The sequence below is a fragment of the Bradyrhizobium sp. WSM4873 genome (assembly GCF_055811355.1).
In genome coordinates this window covers 16,964-31,926 of the sequence record NZ_JBVVPS010000050.1, presented here as the reverse complement: position 1 = coordinate 31,926, position 14,963 = coordinate 16,964, and the positions used below count along the sequence as shown (strand labels likewise).

General features: G+C 58.8%; 13 protein-coding genes and 3 pseudogenes. 11 read left to right on the top strand and 5 right to left on the bottom strand.

Features of this window, described 5'->3' with window-relative positions; genetic code table 11:
- Together AC0L21_RS35415 and AC0L21_RS35410 are read left to right on the top strand one after the other, a co-directional pair.
- The coding region (locus AC0L21_RS35415) for a tyrosine-type recombinase/integrase (RefSeq protein WP_473266429.1) at positions 1 to 843 on the top strand (843 nt) is incomplete at its 5' end.
- Between the two features lie 1,154 nt (positions 844 to 1,997).
- A complete protein-coding gene (locus tag AC0L21_RS35410) occupies positions 1,998 to 2,513 on the top strand; it encodes a 3'-5' exonuclease (RefSeq protein ID WP_473266426.1) in 516 nt (171 codons plus the stop codon).
- A gap of 171 nt (positions 2,514 to 2,684) precedes the next feature.
- On the opposite strand, the gene AC0L21_RS35405 is transcribed toward AC0L21_RS35410, so the two are convergent.
- On the bottom strand, positions 2,685 to 2,981 hold the full coding sequence (locus tag AC0L21_RS35405; RefSeq protein ID WP_473266424.1) for a helix-turn-helix domain-containing protein: 297 nt from the start codon (positions 2,979 to 2,981) through the stop codon (positions 2,685 to 2,687).
- 62 nt (positions 2,982 to 3,043) lie between these two features.
- Between AC0L21_RS35405 and AC0L21_RS35400 the strand changes: the two genes are divergently transcribed.
- The 8 genes and pseudogenes from AC0L21_RS35400 to AC0L21_RS35365 form a co-directional block, all read left to right on the top strand.
- A complete protein-coding gene (locus AC0L21_RS35400) occupies positions 3,044 to 3,748 on the top strand; it encodes an 8-oxoguanine DNA glycosylase (RefSeq protein ID WP_473266422.1) in 705 nt (234 codons plus the stop codon).
- Between the two features lie 139 nt (positions 3,749 to 3,887).
- The gene (locus AC0L21_RS35395; protein WP_473266419.1) at positions 3,888 to 4,157 is read left to right on the top strand and encodes a hypothetical protein; all 270 of its coding nucleotides are present in this window, start codon (positions 3,888 to 3,890) and stop codon (positions 4,155 to 4,157) included.
- On the top strand, positions 4,154 to 5,317 hold the full coding sequence (locus AC0L21_RS35390) for a nucleoside 2-deoxyribosyltransferase (RefSeq protein ID WP_473266416.1): 1,164 nt from the start codon (positions 4,154 to 4,156) through the stop codon (positions 5,315 to 5,317). Before AC0L21_RS35395 ends, AC0L21_RS35390 begins: the two co-directional genes overlap by 4 nt.
- A gap of 3 nt (positions 5,318 to 5,320) precedes the next feature.
- Positions 5,321 to 5,953 (top strand): 7-cyano-7-deazaguanine synthase, encoded by a 633-nt coding sequence (locus AC0L21_RS35385; RefSeq protein ID WP_473266413.1) that lies wholly within the window; start codon positions 5,321 to 5,323, stop codon positions 5,951 to 5,953.
- Positions 5,954 to 6,277: 324 nt separating this feature from the next.
- The gene (locus AC0L21_RS35380; RefSeq protein ID WP_473266411.1) at positions 6,278 to 7,480 is read left to right on the top strand and encodes a hypothetical protein; all 1,203 of its coding nucleotides are present in this window, start codon (positions 6,278 to 6,280) and stop codon (positions 7,478 to 7,480) included.
- Complete coding sequence (locus tag AC0L21_RS35375) at positions 7,477 to 8,274, top strand: FRG domain-containing protein (RefSeq protein WP_473266409.1); 798 nt, start codon at positions 7,477 to 7,479, stop codon at positions 8,272 to 8,274. Before AC0L21_RS35380 ends, AC0L21_RS35375 begins: the two co-directional genes overlap by 4 nt.
- A gap of 9 nt (positions 8,275 to 8,283) precedes the next feature.
- Positions 8,284 to 8,616 carry a pPIWI-associating nuclease domain-containing protein gene (locus AC0L21_RS35370; protein WP_247456433.1) on the top strand — a complete coding sequence of 111 codons (333 nt, stop codon included), beginning with the start codon at positions 8,284 to 8,286 and terminating at the stop codon, positions 8,614 to 8,616.
- A 337-nt stretch (positions 8,617 to 8,953) separates the two neighbouring features.
- A pseudogene (locus tag AC0L21_RS35365) lies at positions 8,954 to 9,849 on the top strand (transposase); the annotation flags it as partial.
- A 63-nt stretch (positions 9,850 to 9,912) separates the two neighbouring features.
- Here the strand turns inward: AC0L21_RS35365 and AC0L21_RS35360 are convergent.
- Positions 9,913 to 10,329 (bottom strand): annotated as a pseudogene (locus tag AC0L21_RS35360) (ArdC-like ssDNA-binding domain-containing protein); the annotation flags it as partial.
- A gap of 748 nt (positions 10,330 to 11,077) precedes the next feature.
- Here AC0L21_RS35360 and AC0L21_RS35355 point away from each other — a divergent pair.
- Positions 11,078 to 11,341 (top strand): annotated as a pseudogene (locus AC0L21_RS35355) (hypothetical protein).
- A 43-nt stretch (positions 11,342 to 11,384) separates the two neighbouring features.
- On the opposite strand, the gene AC0L21_RS35350 reads toward AC0L21_RS35355, so the two are convergent.
- The 3 genes from AC0L21_RS35350 to AC0L21_RS35340 form a co-directional block, all read right to left on the bottom strand.
- Positions 11,385 to 11,567, bottom strand: coding sequence for a DUF3606 domain-containing protein (locus AC0L21_RS35350; RefSeq protein WP_473266406.1), 183 nt, complete (start codon positions 11,565 to 11,567; stop codon positions 11,385 to 11,387).
- A 372-nt stretch (positions 11,568 to 11,939) separates the two neighbouring features.
- Complete coding sequence (locus AC0L21_RS35345) at positions 11,940 to 13,928, bottom strand: hypothetical protein (protein WP_473266405.1); 1,989 nt, start codon at positions 13,926 to 13,928, stop codon at positions 11,940 to 11,942.
- 62 nt (positions 13,929 to 13,990) lie between these two features.
- Entirely contained in the window at positions 13,991 to 14,959 is a 969-nt protein-coding gene (locus AC0L21_RS35340) for a S1 family peptidase (protein WP_473266403.1), read from the bottom strand.
- Between the last annotated feature and the right edge of the window lie 4 nt (positions 14,960 to 14,963).

Here is a 14,963-nt window from a genome sequence, read left to right as displayed (position 1 = left end):
ATGGCTGCGGTCGACAAGATCGCCAAGACCGGCAAGCGCGGCGCAGCCAAGGACTTGCGCAAGCACGTGCATACCTTCCTCGAATGGTGCGTGGGCGAAGGGTACGTCGAGCACAACGTGCTCGCTGGCTATCGCGCCCCCAAGGAAACCCGAGCGCAGAGAGTCGGGCGCCGAACAAAGGGCCGCGCGCTCACCGATGAGGAGATCATCAAGGTCTGGGATGCATCCGGCAAGCTCGGGGCTTTCGGTCTCCTGGCTCGGATGTGCCTGCTCGGTGGCCCGCGCCGCAGCGAGCCTACCATGATCGAATGGCGAAAGCACATTATGGATGACCGGATCACCTTCGATGCGGCCTGGACCAAGATGGGGCTGCACCACGATGTGCCGCGGACTCATCTGGTTGACGAGGTGCTCGCGGCCGCGAAACATTTCCAGCGGGCAACCTCCGACTATGTCTTCCCGTCACCAAAAACCGGCGGCCAGATGTCCGGCTTCACCAAGATGGTCAACCGCCTGGTCAAGGAAGCGAGCGTCGCCAAGTTCACCATGCACGACTTAAGGCGCAGCTTGCGCACCATCATGTCACGCTGTGGCTACGACAACGAAATCCAGCGTCTATGTGTTGGGCAAAAGCCTAGTGGAATCGATCAGGTCTACAATCACGACGAACAGTGGATCATCCGCAAGATGGCCTTCGAAGCTGCCCACGACTACATTGCGGAGTTGGTCGGCGCGAAACGGGTCGGCAAAATCGTGCGCCTTCAGCGGACAAATCCACTTGACCCGATCAAGGCAGAGCTCCTCGGCCGTCTCCGTGAGCATTATGCTTCCGAGGCGCCTTAGTGGTCTTTTCGCACTTGGCCAGATAGTCGCGCACCGCGTCGACACGATAGAGTGGCCGGCCATCGACGTAGCGCCATTTCAGCGGGTGGTTCGGATCGCGCCGCCACTGCTCCAGCGCGCCAGGCGTTCGCCGGATGACCGCGGCCGTCTCCAATGCCGTCAAATTGGAGCTACCGGGCAGCGTATCGATATCGAACGTCGCGGGCGGCGGCATGCCACGGTTTTTGCGTGGCCGCTTCGTAGCGTGCAGCTTCTTGCCACCTTCCGGCACCCCTAATGCCTCGATCGGAGTCTTCCCGCCCATGCCTGCGACCGAACCGTGACCCGCTGAGGCAATAGAAGCGCAGGCTTCTCCAGGAACAAAGAGATCTAGAGCTTAAGCATAGCTGCCGGGTAGCTGTGGCGTGCAAAAAGGACGAATTGCATCCATTTGCCGGTGATGGGGGCTTGTAAGGGGCGTCGCGGGGCCGATCGGTACCTAAATGTCAGAGAGGCCTCGCATTAGGGAAGAGCTGCGCACAATCGATTTGACAAGAAATAGCCCGCCGATGAGATCGGTGGGCCATTTCTTGTTGCTGATTCAAAATCGTCGTGGCCGCTTTCGGCGAACACGACAATTTGTTCCATGCTTGCTCTCGCTGTCCGCCAGATAGGGCTACCCCGCGCTGGCGCGAGCCGCGCACGATTCGATCGGCTTCAGGCGTTCGTCACATGGCCGGGAGATAGAGCAACCTTGATGTCGCGAGGGACCTCGTTTGATCCTTGCGGCAGTGACGCGATCGCAACGAGAAGAGCTGCGGCAAGCAAAAGCGTACGGGACATGATAGATCCTTTCTTTCTTATCAGTAGCTGGACAGGTTGAGACTTACATCGTCGGGTATGGTAGCCGACCCGGCCGCCTCCACTTTCAGAATGAAATATGGGTGAAACGTGGCTGCGACCTCTTGCCGCCAGGCGCGAAAAGCCCTGCCGGGCCTTGCGACCCGGCAGGGCGTACCAGTTAGAGGAGCCCGAACGGAGATCGTTAGGCCGCTTTGCGCGCTCCGAAGCCCGCCAGCGCGGCGTCGGACATCACCGCTGTCGAAGCCGGCGCGTACCCTGAAGTCGGGCGGTAGGCCGAGCCACGCTACAGCCGGCTACTCGCGCGCGCCGGCATGTTCGTCTATGGCAGGGACGCGAGCGAGCGAGAGATGCGAGATCTCTCGGATCGGCTGATTGGTTTCCTGAACTCTTCAATCGGGTCGACAGAAAGCACGCACGCCTGGCTCCAACGATGTGAAGACGAGCTCGTCGTGCCATGGCGTGAGATCTCGCGCAATTCGGAGTCGGATTGGGACGTATGCTCCGAGATGATTTCGAATACCGATCCCGCGAATGATCTCGATATGCCCATCAATCGATTTGCCGGTCGCACCGAGGGGGCCGGCCGCGTCACCTTGACGACGTTGCACAGCGCCAAAGGCCGGGAGTTCGACGCGGTCGTCATGTTCGGCGTCAACGCGGCGGATCTTCCGAGCTACAAGGATAAGAAATCCGCACATAGTCTCCGCGAAGCGCGCCGTAGCTTCTACGTCGGCGTCACGCGTCCGAGGAAATCGCTGAGTTTGGTGTTTCAGGAGCATCACCCGTCCCCTTGGGTCTGCGAGCTCGCCGAGCGGATCGAGGGTTAGATCCTGCGTCCCTGGCCATCGAATGGTCTGCCGCGCTCCGATGTAGGTCGCTCGGCAACGGCGCGTTCGTCACGATGCAGAGCTTTGGATCCTTGCCGATCGCTTGCGCCTTTCGAATTTCGCCGACGGAATCAATACTCCTTCAAGAGCCTGCCTATCTCGCGTGTCAAATTAGCGCCGGTTCAGTAATTCCATCGCGGCATTCACCAGTTTCTTGAATGCCGGCGAACGTGCGGCCAATTCGGCTACGGCCCGTGACCATTCCGAGCTCGGCGACACCTTTTGGCTCTCCATCGCCAGTAGCTCGGACGCTCTGCGTCTTAACTTGACCCCGGGCTTCGCGCCTGCTGCGAGCAACCGTGAAAGGTGAGGTTGCGATACGCGCAGCTCTCTCGCCAACTCCGCCTGCGTCAGGCCCCTTGTCCGCCGATAGTTATCAAGATCTTTCGAAAATGCATCTCTTGCCATTTTCCATGGTTAGCATAAAAATACATAAATGTGCATAGTAACGCATACACCGAGAATTGCTCATGCGGCCCGCTAGTCGCGAACTTTCACCTCAGGACGAGGTCATTCCGGGCGTGCAGTGGGGTAGACCCGAATGGGTGCCCAGCGCCGCCTATTGGGCCGTGATGGTGAAGTTCTCGGATAAGGACGACAATTACGTCTGCACCGATGCCACTTTGAAGGAGCAGGTCGGGTTTTGCCTGCTGGGTGGTTTCGGCATCACCGCAGAGATGAATCACGCGATCTTCGATAGGCTGCACGGCAAAGGCATCTTTGCGGATCGCTTCCTTCCCGAGGCTCAGAAGATCGAAAAGTTGCTGCTTGAACCGGTCTCGGTCGAAGGAAAGCTCAGGCGCTATCGTTTCCCCCATCAGCGCTCGGCACGTCTGGCACGTGCGATGCGCCTCGTAGAGGAAAATCCTCCTGCCACGGACGAGCCAAAACGATTCCGCGACGACCTCATGCGTATTCCGGGCATAGGTCCGAAGACTGCGTCATGGATTACGCGAAATTGGCTGGGCAGCGACGACGTCGCGATACTCGATATTCACATCATTCGAGCCGGTCTACTGATCGGTTTGTTCGATCGAGGGCAAACCGTGCCCCGGGATTATTCCGCCATGGAGGAGCGATTCCTGTCCTTTGCACGAGCGCTGAACGTCCGTCCATCTCTCCTCGATGCGGTGATGTGGAGAGAAATGCGCAAACTTCATCGCGGTCCGGTTTGACTCTTGGACCGACTCGCTTCCTAATTGCGCTTTTTGGGGGGGGGGAGCATTGTCAGGTAAATCCGGTCCAAAGCCCACCAAGAAAGGGAGGGCATCGACGACGACAGGAGCGGAGCCGGTCGGCGACGACTGCAATCTAGTGTTCGATGTCGATTTGACCTCGCTCAGGCCAGCCGTGCGCGACGTCACCTTGGGGGAGATGCTCGATGTCGATTTGGCTGCCGAGCAGGACTTCGACGCCGTCGTCTGTAAGCGTCGGGCGGACGGTGCCATCGTAGGCTCGTTGGCGGCGTTCCAAGGTTTGTCCGATCTCGTCGGTTGCATGAAGCGCGGACATCGTTATAGCGCCGTGATCGTCAAGCTCGGCCGAACCGCATGCCGAGTTCACGTCACGCGGAAGCTCGCATGATCATCGCCGGCGGCACCTATCTCGAACTTTGTCTGAGACCGGAATGGCATCGCATATTCGGCTCTGGACTGAGAGCTACATGTGCGTTGGCCGAGCTATCCCCGGGTACCGTGCTGCATACGTACGCGTTTGGCGAGTGGGCGGACGACATCCGACATTCGGCGGCCGCATTCGGATGCGTCGCCAAGGTCACCTCGACCGACACTCCCATATCGTTTTCCTACGATCACCCGCTGTCGCGCGCGCGATGCGATCCACGAATCGTCCAGCGTAATCCGCCGTTGGTCGTGGAGGGACAGACGGTCCTTCGGTTCGCTTTCGTCGAAGGTGACGCGGTCGTGACCGCAGATCGTGCCGTCTACGACCCTCAATCGAGCCACCCGCAGGAGCCCTTCGGCGCCAACGGGTCGGTCGCCCGCAGACTTGCGCTCGTCTTGAACCAAGACGAAGCGGAAGGCGGCGGCACTGCTCAGATCGACGATCTGCTCGACATGCATCGAGCCGAACTCGCGGTTGTCAAACGGGGGCCGTTCGGGGCAACCGTCCACGCCCGAGCGACCGGGCCCGTTCACGTTCCGGCATACAAATCGGAAAGCGTGTTCAAGATCGGGTCCGGCGACGTGTTCAGCGCCGCATTCGCGGCGCATTGGGGCGAGCGAGGCCTTGACCCGGCGGTGGCCGCCGACCTGGCGTCCAGGAGCGCTGCGCACTTTGTCGACGGGCACGTGCTTCCGATACCTGTGGTGATCGAAACCGCGATGGAGCCGGTCATGGGGTCGCACGGCGGTCGGGTATACGTCGCCGGACCGTTCTTCGACCTGCCGCAGCGGTGGATGATCGAGCAGGCTGCCGAAGCGCTTACCAGCTTCGGCGTCGAGATATTCTCGCCGTTGCACGAAGTCGGAACGGGGCTTCCCGATCAGGCGATTGCGGAAGCCGATCTCGCGGGTCTGCGCACGTGTACGAAAGTGTGGGCTCTCCTGGACGGAGCCGATCCAGGCACTGTTTTCGAGGTTGGTTACGCGCGGGCTCTCGGCATTCCCGTGGTGGCGCTGGCTGAACGACTGGAGTCCACCAATCTCACGATGATGCGAGGCTCCGGCTGCGAGGTAGTTCAAGACTTCGCGACATCGATTTACCATTTGATTTGGGCCTGCTGATCGATGAGGGTGCTTCTGTTCTCGGGCGGATTGGATTCTTCCGCGATAGCCTACTGGAAACGGCCCGACATTTGTCTGACGGTCGATTACGGGCAACGGCCTGCGCGAGGAGAGATCGCCGCCGCGCAGGCTATCTGCGCGGAGTTAGACCTACGCCAGGAAACCCTTGCGGTAGATCTCAAGGCCCTTGGATCCGGTACGATGTCGGGCAAACCGACGTCACGTCTCGCAAAGGCCGAGGAATGGTGGCCTTACCGAAACCAGATGTTGGTCACGCTTGCTGGAATGCGCTTCGTGGCTGACGGATTGACGGAAATCATGATTGGTGCGGTCAAGACCGACGTGCACGCGGATGGAAAGTACCCGTTCCTCCGGACGATCGATCGTCTCATGACTTTGCAAGAAGGTCGCGTGAACGTGACGGCGCCGGCTCGTAAGCTGAGCCCGGAGAAACTCCTCGACGTGTCGGGATTTCCTCTTTCGGCGATCGGCCTGACGTTTTCCTGTCATGTAATGGAATACCCGTGCGGCCGATGTCGCGGATGCGAGAAGCATTTGGCCACGCTCGCATGGGCGAAGCGCAGATCGAGAAACTCGGATGAACGGGAGCCGCGGGATGAGCGGACCAAAACCTGATAAGAATTCGCCGGCCCGGGATCCTCGTCGACCGGTCGGAGGCGGCGATTGCGATCAGCGCTTCCGTATCGATCTGATGGGAGTACGCAGCGCTCAGGCCGCCAGGCTCAGGCCGGGAGACTTGCTTCAGGTCGTCCTGCTGTACGATGGCGATCTTCGCGCCGTAGTTTGTCAGACGGACAGAGCCGAGACGGTCGGAGCTTTGTCGGCCTTTCCCGGGCTGTCCCAACTTATAGAGTGCATGGAAGGTGGAGCGACTTATTCCGCCATCGTCGAGAGGTCGAGCCCGCAAGCCTGCGGCGTGTTCGTGTCGCGGAGCAACGGATGATCGTGGTCGGCGGAACGTACATCGAAGAGTGCGACTGGCCCGAATGGACACGCCTCATGGGCCCGGGCGTTCGAGCGGCTTTGGCGCTAAGTGAAGTGTCGCCGCAAACAGAGCTCTACTCGTACGCTAACGATGCGGTCATCGAAGATCTTCGGCGTACGATGCTGACGAATGGATTGGCGACGCCGCAAGTGAGAACGAGAGGGGAAAAGGTCGCCTACTCTTACAAACATCCCCTCTCATATCCCCGGCGTACGCCGAAGTTAGAAGAGACGCCGGACGATTCGGCCGCACCGCAACTGTCTGAATCCTGGTCCGTGAAAGGCGATACCGTGCTCGCCTTTCGGCTACAGGAGACCAAGATCATCGTCAGCGCAAAGCGCGCCGTCTTCGAATTGTCCCAGCAGGATGAGGAGATCGAACGCGGTGACATCGGGAAGCTCGCGCTTATCGCGGCGGAGAACGATTTCCCTCAGGCGGCCGCAAACGTCCAGGATTTCGCTGCGCAGACTATGCCCGCGCACAACGCCAATTTGCTGATCTTCCGCTGGCAATCCGGCGGCGGCATTTTGTTCGATGGCGAGATGGAACATTCGATTCCGGCTTACGTCGCCAACGAATGGTTCAAGATCGGGACCGGGAACATTTTCTGCGCCATGTTCGCTCATTATTGGGGCGAGCAGAATATGGACGCTATGGCGGCCGCGGACCTCGCTTCCCGATGCTCCGCATACTACGCAGGCTCCCGCGCGCTTCCGATCCCTGTCTCGCAGAATCTGCCGGACATGGAGAAGTTCGATCCGACCGCCGATTGCAAGATCTTCATAGCTTCTCCGTGCATCTCGATGGCACAACAATGGCTCGTTGACGAGGCGATCCGCACCTTCGAGATGTTACGTATTCAAACGGTAACGCCTTACGACTTGGGATTAGACGGAGTATCGAGAAAGAATGTCGATGTCGGCCGGGTATTGGACGGCTGCTCGGCGGTTCTCGTGCTTGCGGAGGGCGCCGATCTTCCATCTGTCCTCGCGGTCGGGCTTGCGCGCGTAAGAAAATTGCCCATCGTAGTGCTGGCCGAAGAATCGCGCGAGCCGCGCGTTAGCTTGTGGCAGGGAACGGACTGCGAGATCGCGCGTGATTTCGCGTCTGCGGTTTACCGCGCCATGGTGGCGGGCAAGCGGAGACCGGCAGGATGAAGCGGCCCGAACCATTCAGACGCAATCCTGACGACCCGCCTCGTTCGTCGGCTGCTACCTCGAAGGAAGACCTGACGGCGAGAGCCGTGCGCTCCCAGCAGAAATGGCACGAATTCCTTTCTTTCTTGGATCGACACATGCCATCCCGGTACGTGTTTCGCGGGCAATCGTCGGTCGATTGGCAGTTGATGCCGGCGGCCGGCCGTGGCGGCGAGACGTACGGTCCTCTCTTCGAGGAACGGGTGTTCCGAGCATTCAAGAAGGACGCTCGGCTTCACATGCATTTGCCCGAGACCACCGACTGGGATTGGCTGGCGCTCGGGCAACATTTCGGGTTACCGACCCGTTTGCTGGATTGGAGCACGAATCCGTTGGTGGCGTGCTATTTCGCGCTTCTCGACGAGACGGCGAAAACTCAGGGCACAGGCAAATTGGCTGACGCCGTGGTGTACGCTTATCCTCTCGAGGAGAAGCAGATCGTCGATCCCTCGACTTGGCCTTCGCCCTTCGAGATCGAAGAAGTCGGTTTTCTGTTTCCCTCCAGCTTGGCACCACGGATATCGAGCCAGCGCGGGTTGTTCTCCGTCCATCCCAAGCCCAATCAGCCCTGGCAACCCGACCATCTGAGCGCACATCGTTTCATTATTCCGGCGGATTATCGCTTCATCTTTCAACGCAAGCTATTCCGAATGGGAATCGACGCGGCTCATATCTGGGCGAACTTGGAAGGAGTCTGCGCGTCGTTGAAGTGGCAATACGAGAAGAAGCTCGGTATCAGCGCGGCCGGACTATAGGAGGGATGCATGAGCGGCGAAAAGGCACCCGGTTTGACGTCTCGACAAGCCCGGGACATCGCGGACGCGGTGAGAAGCCTGGAAGTGTCCACGACGGAAGCTTGGAGCGATCTCGATTTGCTTTCGTCGCACACCCACGTCGAAGCGGTGGAAGTCTTTGAGGACGAAATTCGCCTATCGGGGACGCATTTCGAAGGTCCGGTGAACGTGCATGTGACGCTCCAGTATTCGGACGACGTGACATGGTCGGAGACTTTCCCTGGACGCTTCAACGGTAGTCTCAACGGAAGCGAGATTCTCATCGAAGGGCTTCAGGTCGATACGAGTTCGTTTACCGGATAGTTTCTTTGCGGCCTATCACCGCAGAATGCGTACCGCGCCGAGACGTCGGGGGGCGGTCTCGACGCCCGGAAGTCCGGCGGGGGCACGACGAACGAGCACGGCCTCGGCGTCGCATCCCGATAGGTCCCGACAGAGCGAGGCGCTCGGAGTCGATATGTGTCACATGCGCCCCGCAATCGTTCTCGACACCGATCGTACCGATCCACTCCCGCAGCGGCCATTCCTGAATGCAATGTGGGCAGAGATTTTTGTCGTCGGCCACGTGTTCTTTGAACTCTGGTAGGTGGGAATTCGAAGAGATCGATGTCGATCGCTTTACAGCTTTATAAGCGTTCGTGCGCCGCATTCGTTGCCGAACGCCATCCAGGTTGCCGACCGCTGGCATCTGATGGAAAACGCGAGCGCGGCCTTCCTCAATGCGGTGCGCCGCTCCATGAGCAAAATCCGAACCGCAATCGGGGCGACGACGATCGATCTTAAACTGCTGACCTGCGCGGAAAAGCTGCGCTATCAGGGCTATTTGCGGCGCCAGGACAGCCATGCCGCCATTGCGGCTCTCGCCAGAGACGGTGTGCCGCTCAAGGAGATCGTCCGCCGCACAGGACACGCAATCTGGTTCGCCAAATTAGCCGCGGCGGCGGTACGGATGTGTTCCGCACCCGTCAAAGCTCCCTAGACGGGCATCTGCCGTTCCTGGACACGCAGTGGTCAGGCGGCTGTCGCAACGGTGCCGAACTCTGGCGCCGTTTGAAGGGACAAGGCTTCAAGGGATCGCTACGCGTGGTGGCGGAATGGGCGACGCGACGGCGGCGTGCCGAGACTATCAGCCATCAAGAATTGCAGAAGGTCCCCGCCGCCAGGACCATAGCGCAGCTGATGACGACGAAGCGCAACCACCTAACCAAGGCCGAGACCGTCACGCTTGCCGTCATCGAACAAAACATTCCTATGCTGGCCGATGCCCAAGCTCTCGTTGGCCGCTTCCACGCGATGATCCGAAGGAAGGCCGAGATGGAGCTCGAACCTTGGATTGATGAATCCAAGCGGAGCCTCATTGCCTCGTCCGCGAATGGTATCGCCAACGATAAGGGCGCGGTGCACGCCGCTATTACGCAACCATGGTCCAACGGCCAAGTGGAAGCCCAGATCACCAAGCTCAAGCTGGTGAAACGGCAGATGTACGGGCGCGCTAAGCTCCTTCTGCTTCAGGCTAGGCTGATTGGCGCGCCATAAAAACAATCACGATCATCGAATATGCGTCAGAGCCATGGTTGGACGCTGACGGGGCCAGTTGGGCATCCGGAAGACCGTGAAGCGCTTGAGGAATGGGATGGCCTGCGCTTCGTCGCCCGTTTCGCTCGCACGCCGCTTTTCGTCGACCGGTACAAAACGATCGGCATAAACCACGGTCGTCCCGCGCTCGCCCTTGCGGACGTGACCACCGAGCGACAGCGCCTGGCGAAAGGCAAGCCAGCTCTGATCTGTGAATGCTCGCTCGGTGGCAGCGCCCCAGAGGATTAGAACGTTGATGCCACTGTATTGTCGACCGGTCGCGGCGCTTTTCGGCATGGCCAAAGAAGCCTTCGCCGCGGTGCTCCAAGGCTGCACCCACGGCAGTCGGCCGGCCTCAAGTTCGGCGATGATTTTGTTGGTGATTTCGTCATAAACGTTTGCTCGGTCCTCACCGGTACGCGCCCGATAGTGTCTGGACATCGCGGGTCTCCGCGACGGGCGCCGCGAGCCTCTCTCGCAGCCTGTAGCCCGTCACGGCAAAACCCGGCCGGCACTCTTGCTCTCGGGCTCTGTCCACGAGGAAACGTCGCTGTGTGACTAACGAACCCGTTGGCCCTCGCGGCACGCACAACGGTGAGGACGAGGAATCTGCGAGGCGCCCCGCCTTCCATCTTATTTCCTGGCCTTACTTGCTTAGGGCCGCAGGCCCTGATCAGGCGTGCGCCAATGGCGCATCGCCACACTGAAATGGCGCCCGGAGAGCGTGAGCCTAGCGACCCGAAGGGGCACGCGAGTCCGAGTGCAGCGACGAGACCGGTTAAAAGCGGCACCCGGGAACGGGGCAGTGATAGCGATCGCCGAAGGCGAGCCCCTTTCCCGAGTGCCCCCGGCGAGGAGCTCCGCCGTCTCTGCGCGAGGGATCGAAGCCGGATGGCCGAGACGCAAAGCGGCTCGGTTCACGAGAGCCCGGTGCGGCGAAGCCGCACGCGCCCTAACGGAAGCCAGGAAAGCCGCGACGATGGAATCTGCGACCTCCTCTCGTGCTCCGGTCTGCGCGTCAAAGGCTCGGACCTGAATCATCGGGAAGAGATTTGCAGCTCTTCGAATGCCGTGGCTCGATCGCGCAGTGCACGCCAAACCTTGCCCTCTCGTCATTACGAATCCCAGCCCGTGCTAGCTAGGGAACGAATGACGCACATAGCGATTCGTCGTATCAGGAGCTATTTCAATGCTGATGACGCGTGAACGAAGGCCAGCGATACGGACGCTGCGTGGATGGGCGATCCAGGTGCTCCAGGAAGTGGGCGCCATTTGCGAGTGCGAAGAACACGGTTGGATGTAAGATCGCGCCGATCCGCATGCACGTGAGCGGGCCCTTGATATCGCCCGTGGAGACCCGCCAGCAGGCGTCTCCCCTGATGCAGCGGCGGCCGAGGTTCGTGACGTGCTGAACTCGATCGGTGATACCTGTCCGGAATGCGCCCCAGACTAGAAGGGCTGGTGTCGACCCTCAAAGCCAGCCCGGCCTTCGCATTTCAACGGCCCAGCTTCTTCTCCACGCGCTTGCGCGTATTGCCGACCTTTTTGACGGCCTTTTTTACGGCTGATGCCGACTTTCTGGTCTTCTTTGCCTCGCACTTCACTTCATAGTTCTGCCCCCCGGCCACCCGCGCCCGATCCTGTTTTCGTCCACGCGCCGTCTTCTTCGCTACCGCCATGGGTGCCTCCTGTTATGACATCCAAGCAACGCGAATGGGATTCTGAGGTTCCGGAACGATTCGACTGCGCCAATTTGAATCGGCTGTAGCGTGGAGTTCTTCAGTGGCGTTTCAGCGTAAAAAGCCCGAGGCGATTGGCCTCAAGGCGCCCCTGCCCGGCTTCGTCGAGCCGGCCCTGGCATCCTCGATCGACAAGGTGCCGTCCGAGCTCCGCGTCTCGAAATTTACCCACCCGGGGTGTTTGGACAGCCATTCGGCCCTCTCGCGCCGATACCGATTTCGGAATATTGCACGTATCATTTTTTTTGCCTTTAACAACTTTGACGTATTCAACGCCGCTACATCTCACATGCGAACAGCTACGCGGTCAGGTTACCAGGGAAGGCCGATAGCCTTTGTGACGCCGTGCACGGCATTTCCCACGTCATGCGCAGCCTTCTCGGCAGTGTTTCCGATGTCGTGCGCAGCCTTCTCGGTAGTGTTTCCGACGTCGTGCGCAGCCTTCTCGGTAGTGTTTCCGACGTCGTGCACAGCCTTCTCGCCGGTCGTCCCGACATCGTGCGCTGCTGTCTCGATAGCTTTACCGGTGTCTTGCGTCGCCTTTTCGATGGATTTTCCAGCGTCCTGCACCGCCTTCTCAGTCGACTTACCAATTCCATTGACAGCTTTGACAATCTCATTATTTGGTCCGTAGCAATCTTTAAAGCCGATCGCGAAACATTTTGTAAGCTCACGAATTGTGAGGCGCCCGGCTGTACAGCCACCAAAGGCAACTGGGTTGCCGCCGGTTTGAACGGCGCATTCTGCGGTGATCCGCCATTCCTCATTCATGAGCGGTCCGGCAGAGCACAATGCAAATGAAGTTGGTCCCTGGCTTGTTGTCGCGCAGCCAACAACCCGCGCAGCATCGGGTGGTAACAGTGCTCCAGCTGCGCACCCGGCCAACTGTGATTTGTCATTTCCGGCTTGCGCCAAACAACCAACCGCTAGTCTTGTTTTTTCATCTTTGATGAAGCCGCTAGTGCAATTCGCAAGCAGAGCGCTTGTGTCATGAGATCGAGCGAGACAGACATACGCCTGCTGCGCAATCTGCGCTTCAGGCTTATTTCCGAGAAGGCACAACGCAGCAAGACCCCGATCTTGGTTGCTGATGCAAGCTGCAATCCGTGGTGCGTCGCCCCCCAAAGCTTGAGCTGTGCATGCAAAGGCCGCTCCATTCGCTTCAGCCGCTTTCACGCAACTTATGATGCGGTTCGCCTCAGCAATCTTTGGATTAACTTGCGTCAAACAGCCGTCGAGCGACGCGCCGGCACTAGCCGTGCATTTGGCCAGCCTTTCAGCGTCTCCGCCGAGAAAAGGCGCCAGACAACGCTCTACTAAACGGTTATCCTTAGCGCCTCCTCCAGAAACGCAAGCGGCAACGGCTTTCGCGCGAGCGGCCTCCGGCGACGTCGGATCGGCGCATGCCAATCGCGCGGATGGCGTTTGAGCATTCGATAGGCATGACATCATTGTCGCTGCCGCACCAGCGGCTATCGCGTCCTGGCCACATTTGATCGGATCGCTACCTTTCTTTTCAAAGCACTCAGTAACTCTACGAACCCTGGCTGCCTCCGGCGAAGACTCTTCGATGCACTTGCTCATTTTCGCCGGATTGTTGCCAGCGGCAATCAGGCATTCGGAGAGCATCTTTAGTGATGCGTCAATCTTCGGTAAGACGCAGTCCAGTCGCTTCGCGGTCGAGGTTGTTGCGTTTGATACGCACCCAATCGCCTTTTGTGCCGGTTCGGTTATGTCCGGTCGCTTTATGCAGGTGAGCGCTTTACCGGCCGAACCGTCGTTGCCTACACACTTCACAACGTCGATCATATTGTGATCGTTCGTCAGATTGGCGAAGCACAACGCTCTATCGGATTGATTCGGAATGGCCGCACACTTTAGGAATGGCTGTTGAGTATTTGACAGCGCCTTCCAAATGCATTCCTGAAAAGAGGTTTCGGTCTTTGCATCCTTTCTGCAATCCGCGATTATCTTCGGGTCGGGGATTTTTGGAAGGTCAGTTGGTCGCACAATCAATAAACTATTAACGGTCAGCTTTTCTTGAGCCATCGTAGCAGAGAGAGCAGCTCGACCATCTAGAGTATCGAGTTGGACCGGACACCCGGCCTTAATCGTGCAAAGCAAAAGCGCTCGAGGTGTTACCCAAAAGCCGGAGCAGTCATGCAGCTTTTGTATCGTTTGCTGACCGGCGCTATAACAACCAAGAACTTTGTTCGCGATCTCTTCGGTAGTTGGCGCTGCGTGCACTACTGAAGTTGCAGCGTAGAATAAAAATCCAAGAAGCCATAACAAATGCCGCATCGCGATGCCTTTTTGATTCTAATTACTAATGATGCAATGCTCGTTGTTGCCAGTGCTCCCTCTCACTGTTTCAACGGACACAACGCTGACTGTTCGACGGCATAGGCCGGGCCAGACCGCAAGGTCCCACTGCAATAGTATTGATACTCGACATGGCCAAGAACGTCCTTTTTTGATTCCTCCCACATCCTCTGGATTTCGATCTGCCCACCCGGATTGTTCGCGAGGGCAGCCGCTACCATCTTGTTGCATTCGTCAATCTGCGTGTGACCGCCGCTCACCCATCCGCTCCCCGGTGAATTCCACGGCGTTTGCGAACTCCAACCAACTATCTTCGACGGGTTGGGGCAGCTCTGGTAGCAAGAAAGTTCATAAGGAACGGGTTCGTCATACCCAACTTGAACATTCCACTTCTTGAGAAGGTTGATGGCGAAGAAGATCGGGATTAGATCGTTTCGCTCCGTTCCGGGAAGCGTTCCGCCCTGAACTAGCGCAACGGTCTTGCCATCTTCATTGAAAACGGGGCCTCCACTGTTTCCCGGCCAGAGATAGGCATCGGCGCGGTAGAAGCCCTTTTCCTCCGTGTGTACGTTTGTGATACCGAGACTCGCGGGCGAAAGACCATCCTGTTGGGGAAACCCCAGAACCAAAACCCGATCGAGAACCTTGACCGGCTTGGTGCCGATCGTGACAGCCGGCCGGCAAATGGACGCCTGCGGAAACTGCCAGAGCGCGACATCGTTGGACTCGTCCGCCTCGCGAAGATTTAGCGGGAATTGCGCTCCAACGCGCTGGCCGACAACAGCCAACAGTCTCCCCCCTGGCTTCGGCCTCACATGCGCAGCGGTTATTACGTATCCATCCTGCGACACGACAAATCCTGTGCCCCTTTCAGTAACAACTCCCTTGTCATCTATCGCTTCAAGGTAAAGCGTTGCCGGTGTGTTGGCATCCATTATGTTTTTTCCAGGCATCGCATGTGTCTGTCCAGCGAAGCCAAGCAACAAAACGACGAGCAATCTGTTGCGCATGGCC

Excerpts from the sequence above, each read along its gene's own strand:
- AC0L21_RS35345 (WP_473266405.1), bottom strand. The coding sequence starts at position 13,928 with ATGCGGCATTTGTTATGGCTTCTTGGATTTTTATTCTACGCTGCAACT.
- AC0L21_RS35400 (WP_473266422.1), top strand. The coding sequence starts at position 3,044 with ATGCGGCCCGCTAGTCGCGAACTTTCACCTCAGGACGAGGTCATTCCG.
- AC0L21_RS35380 (WP_473266411.1), top strand. The coding sequence starts at position 6,278 with ATGATCGTGGTCGGCGGAACGTACATCGAAGAGTGCGACTGGCCCGAA.
- AC0L21_RS35410 (WP_473266426.1), top strand. The coding sequence starts at position 1,998 with ATGTTCGTCTATGGCAGGGACGCGAGCGAGCGAGAGATGCGAGATCTC.
- AC0L21_RS35370 (WP_247456433.1), top strand. The coding sequence starts at position 8,284 with ATGAGCGGCGAAAAGGCACCCGGTTTGACGTCTCGACAAGCCCGGGAC.
- AC0L21_RS35340 (WP_473266403.1), bottom strand. The coding sequence starts at position 14,959 with ATGCGCAACAGATTGCTCGTCGTTTTGTTGCTTGGCTTCGCTGGACAG.
- AC0L21_RS35390 (WP_473266416.1), top strand. The coding sequence starts at position 4,154 with ATGATCATCGCCGGCGGCACCTATCTCGAACTTTGTCTGAGACCGGAA.
- AC0L21_RS35375 (WP_473266409.1), top strand. The coding sequence starts at position 7,477 with ATGAAGCGGCCCGAACCATTCAGACGCAATCCTGACGACCCGCCTCGT.
- AC0L21_RS35385 (WP_473266413.1), top strand. The coding sequence starts at position 5,321 with ATGAGGGTGCTTCTGTTCTCGGGCGGATTGGATTCTTCCGCGATAGCC.
- AC0L21_RS35350 (WP_473266406.1), bottom strand. The coding sequence starts at position 11,567 with ATGGCGGTAGCGAAGAAGACGGCGCGTGGACGAAAACAGGATCGGGCG.
- AC0L21_RS35405 (WP_473266424.1), bottom strand. The coding sequence starts at position 2,981 with ATGGCAAGAGATGCATTTTCGAAAGATCTTGATAACTATCGGCGGACA.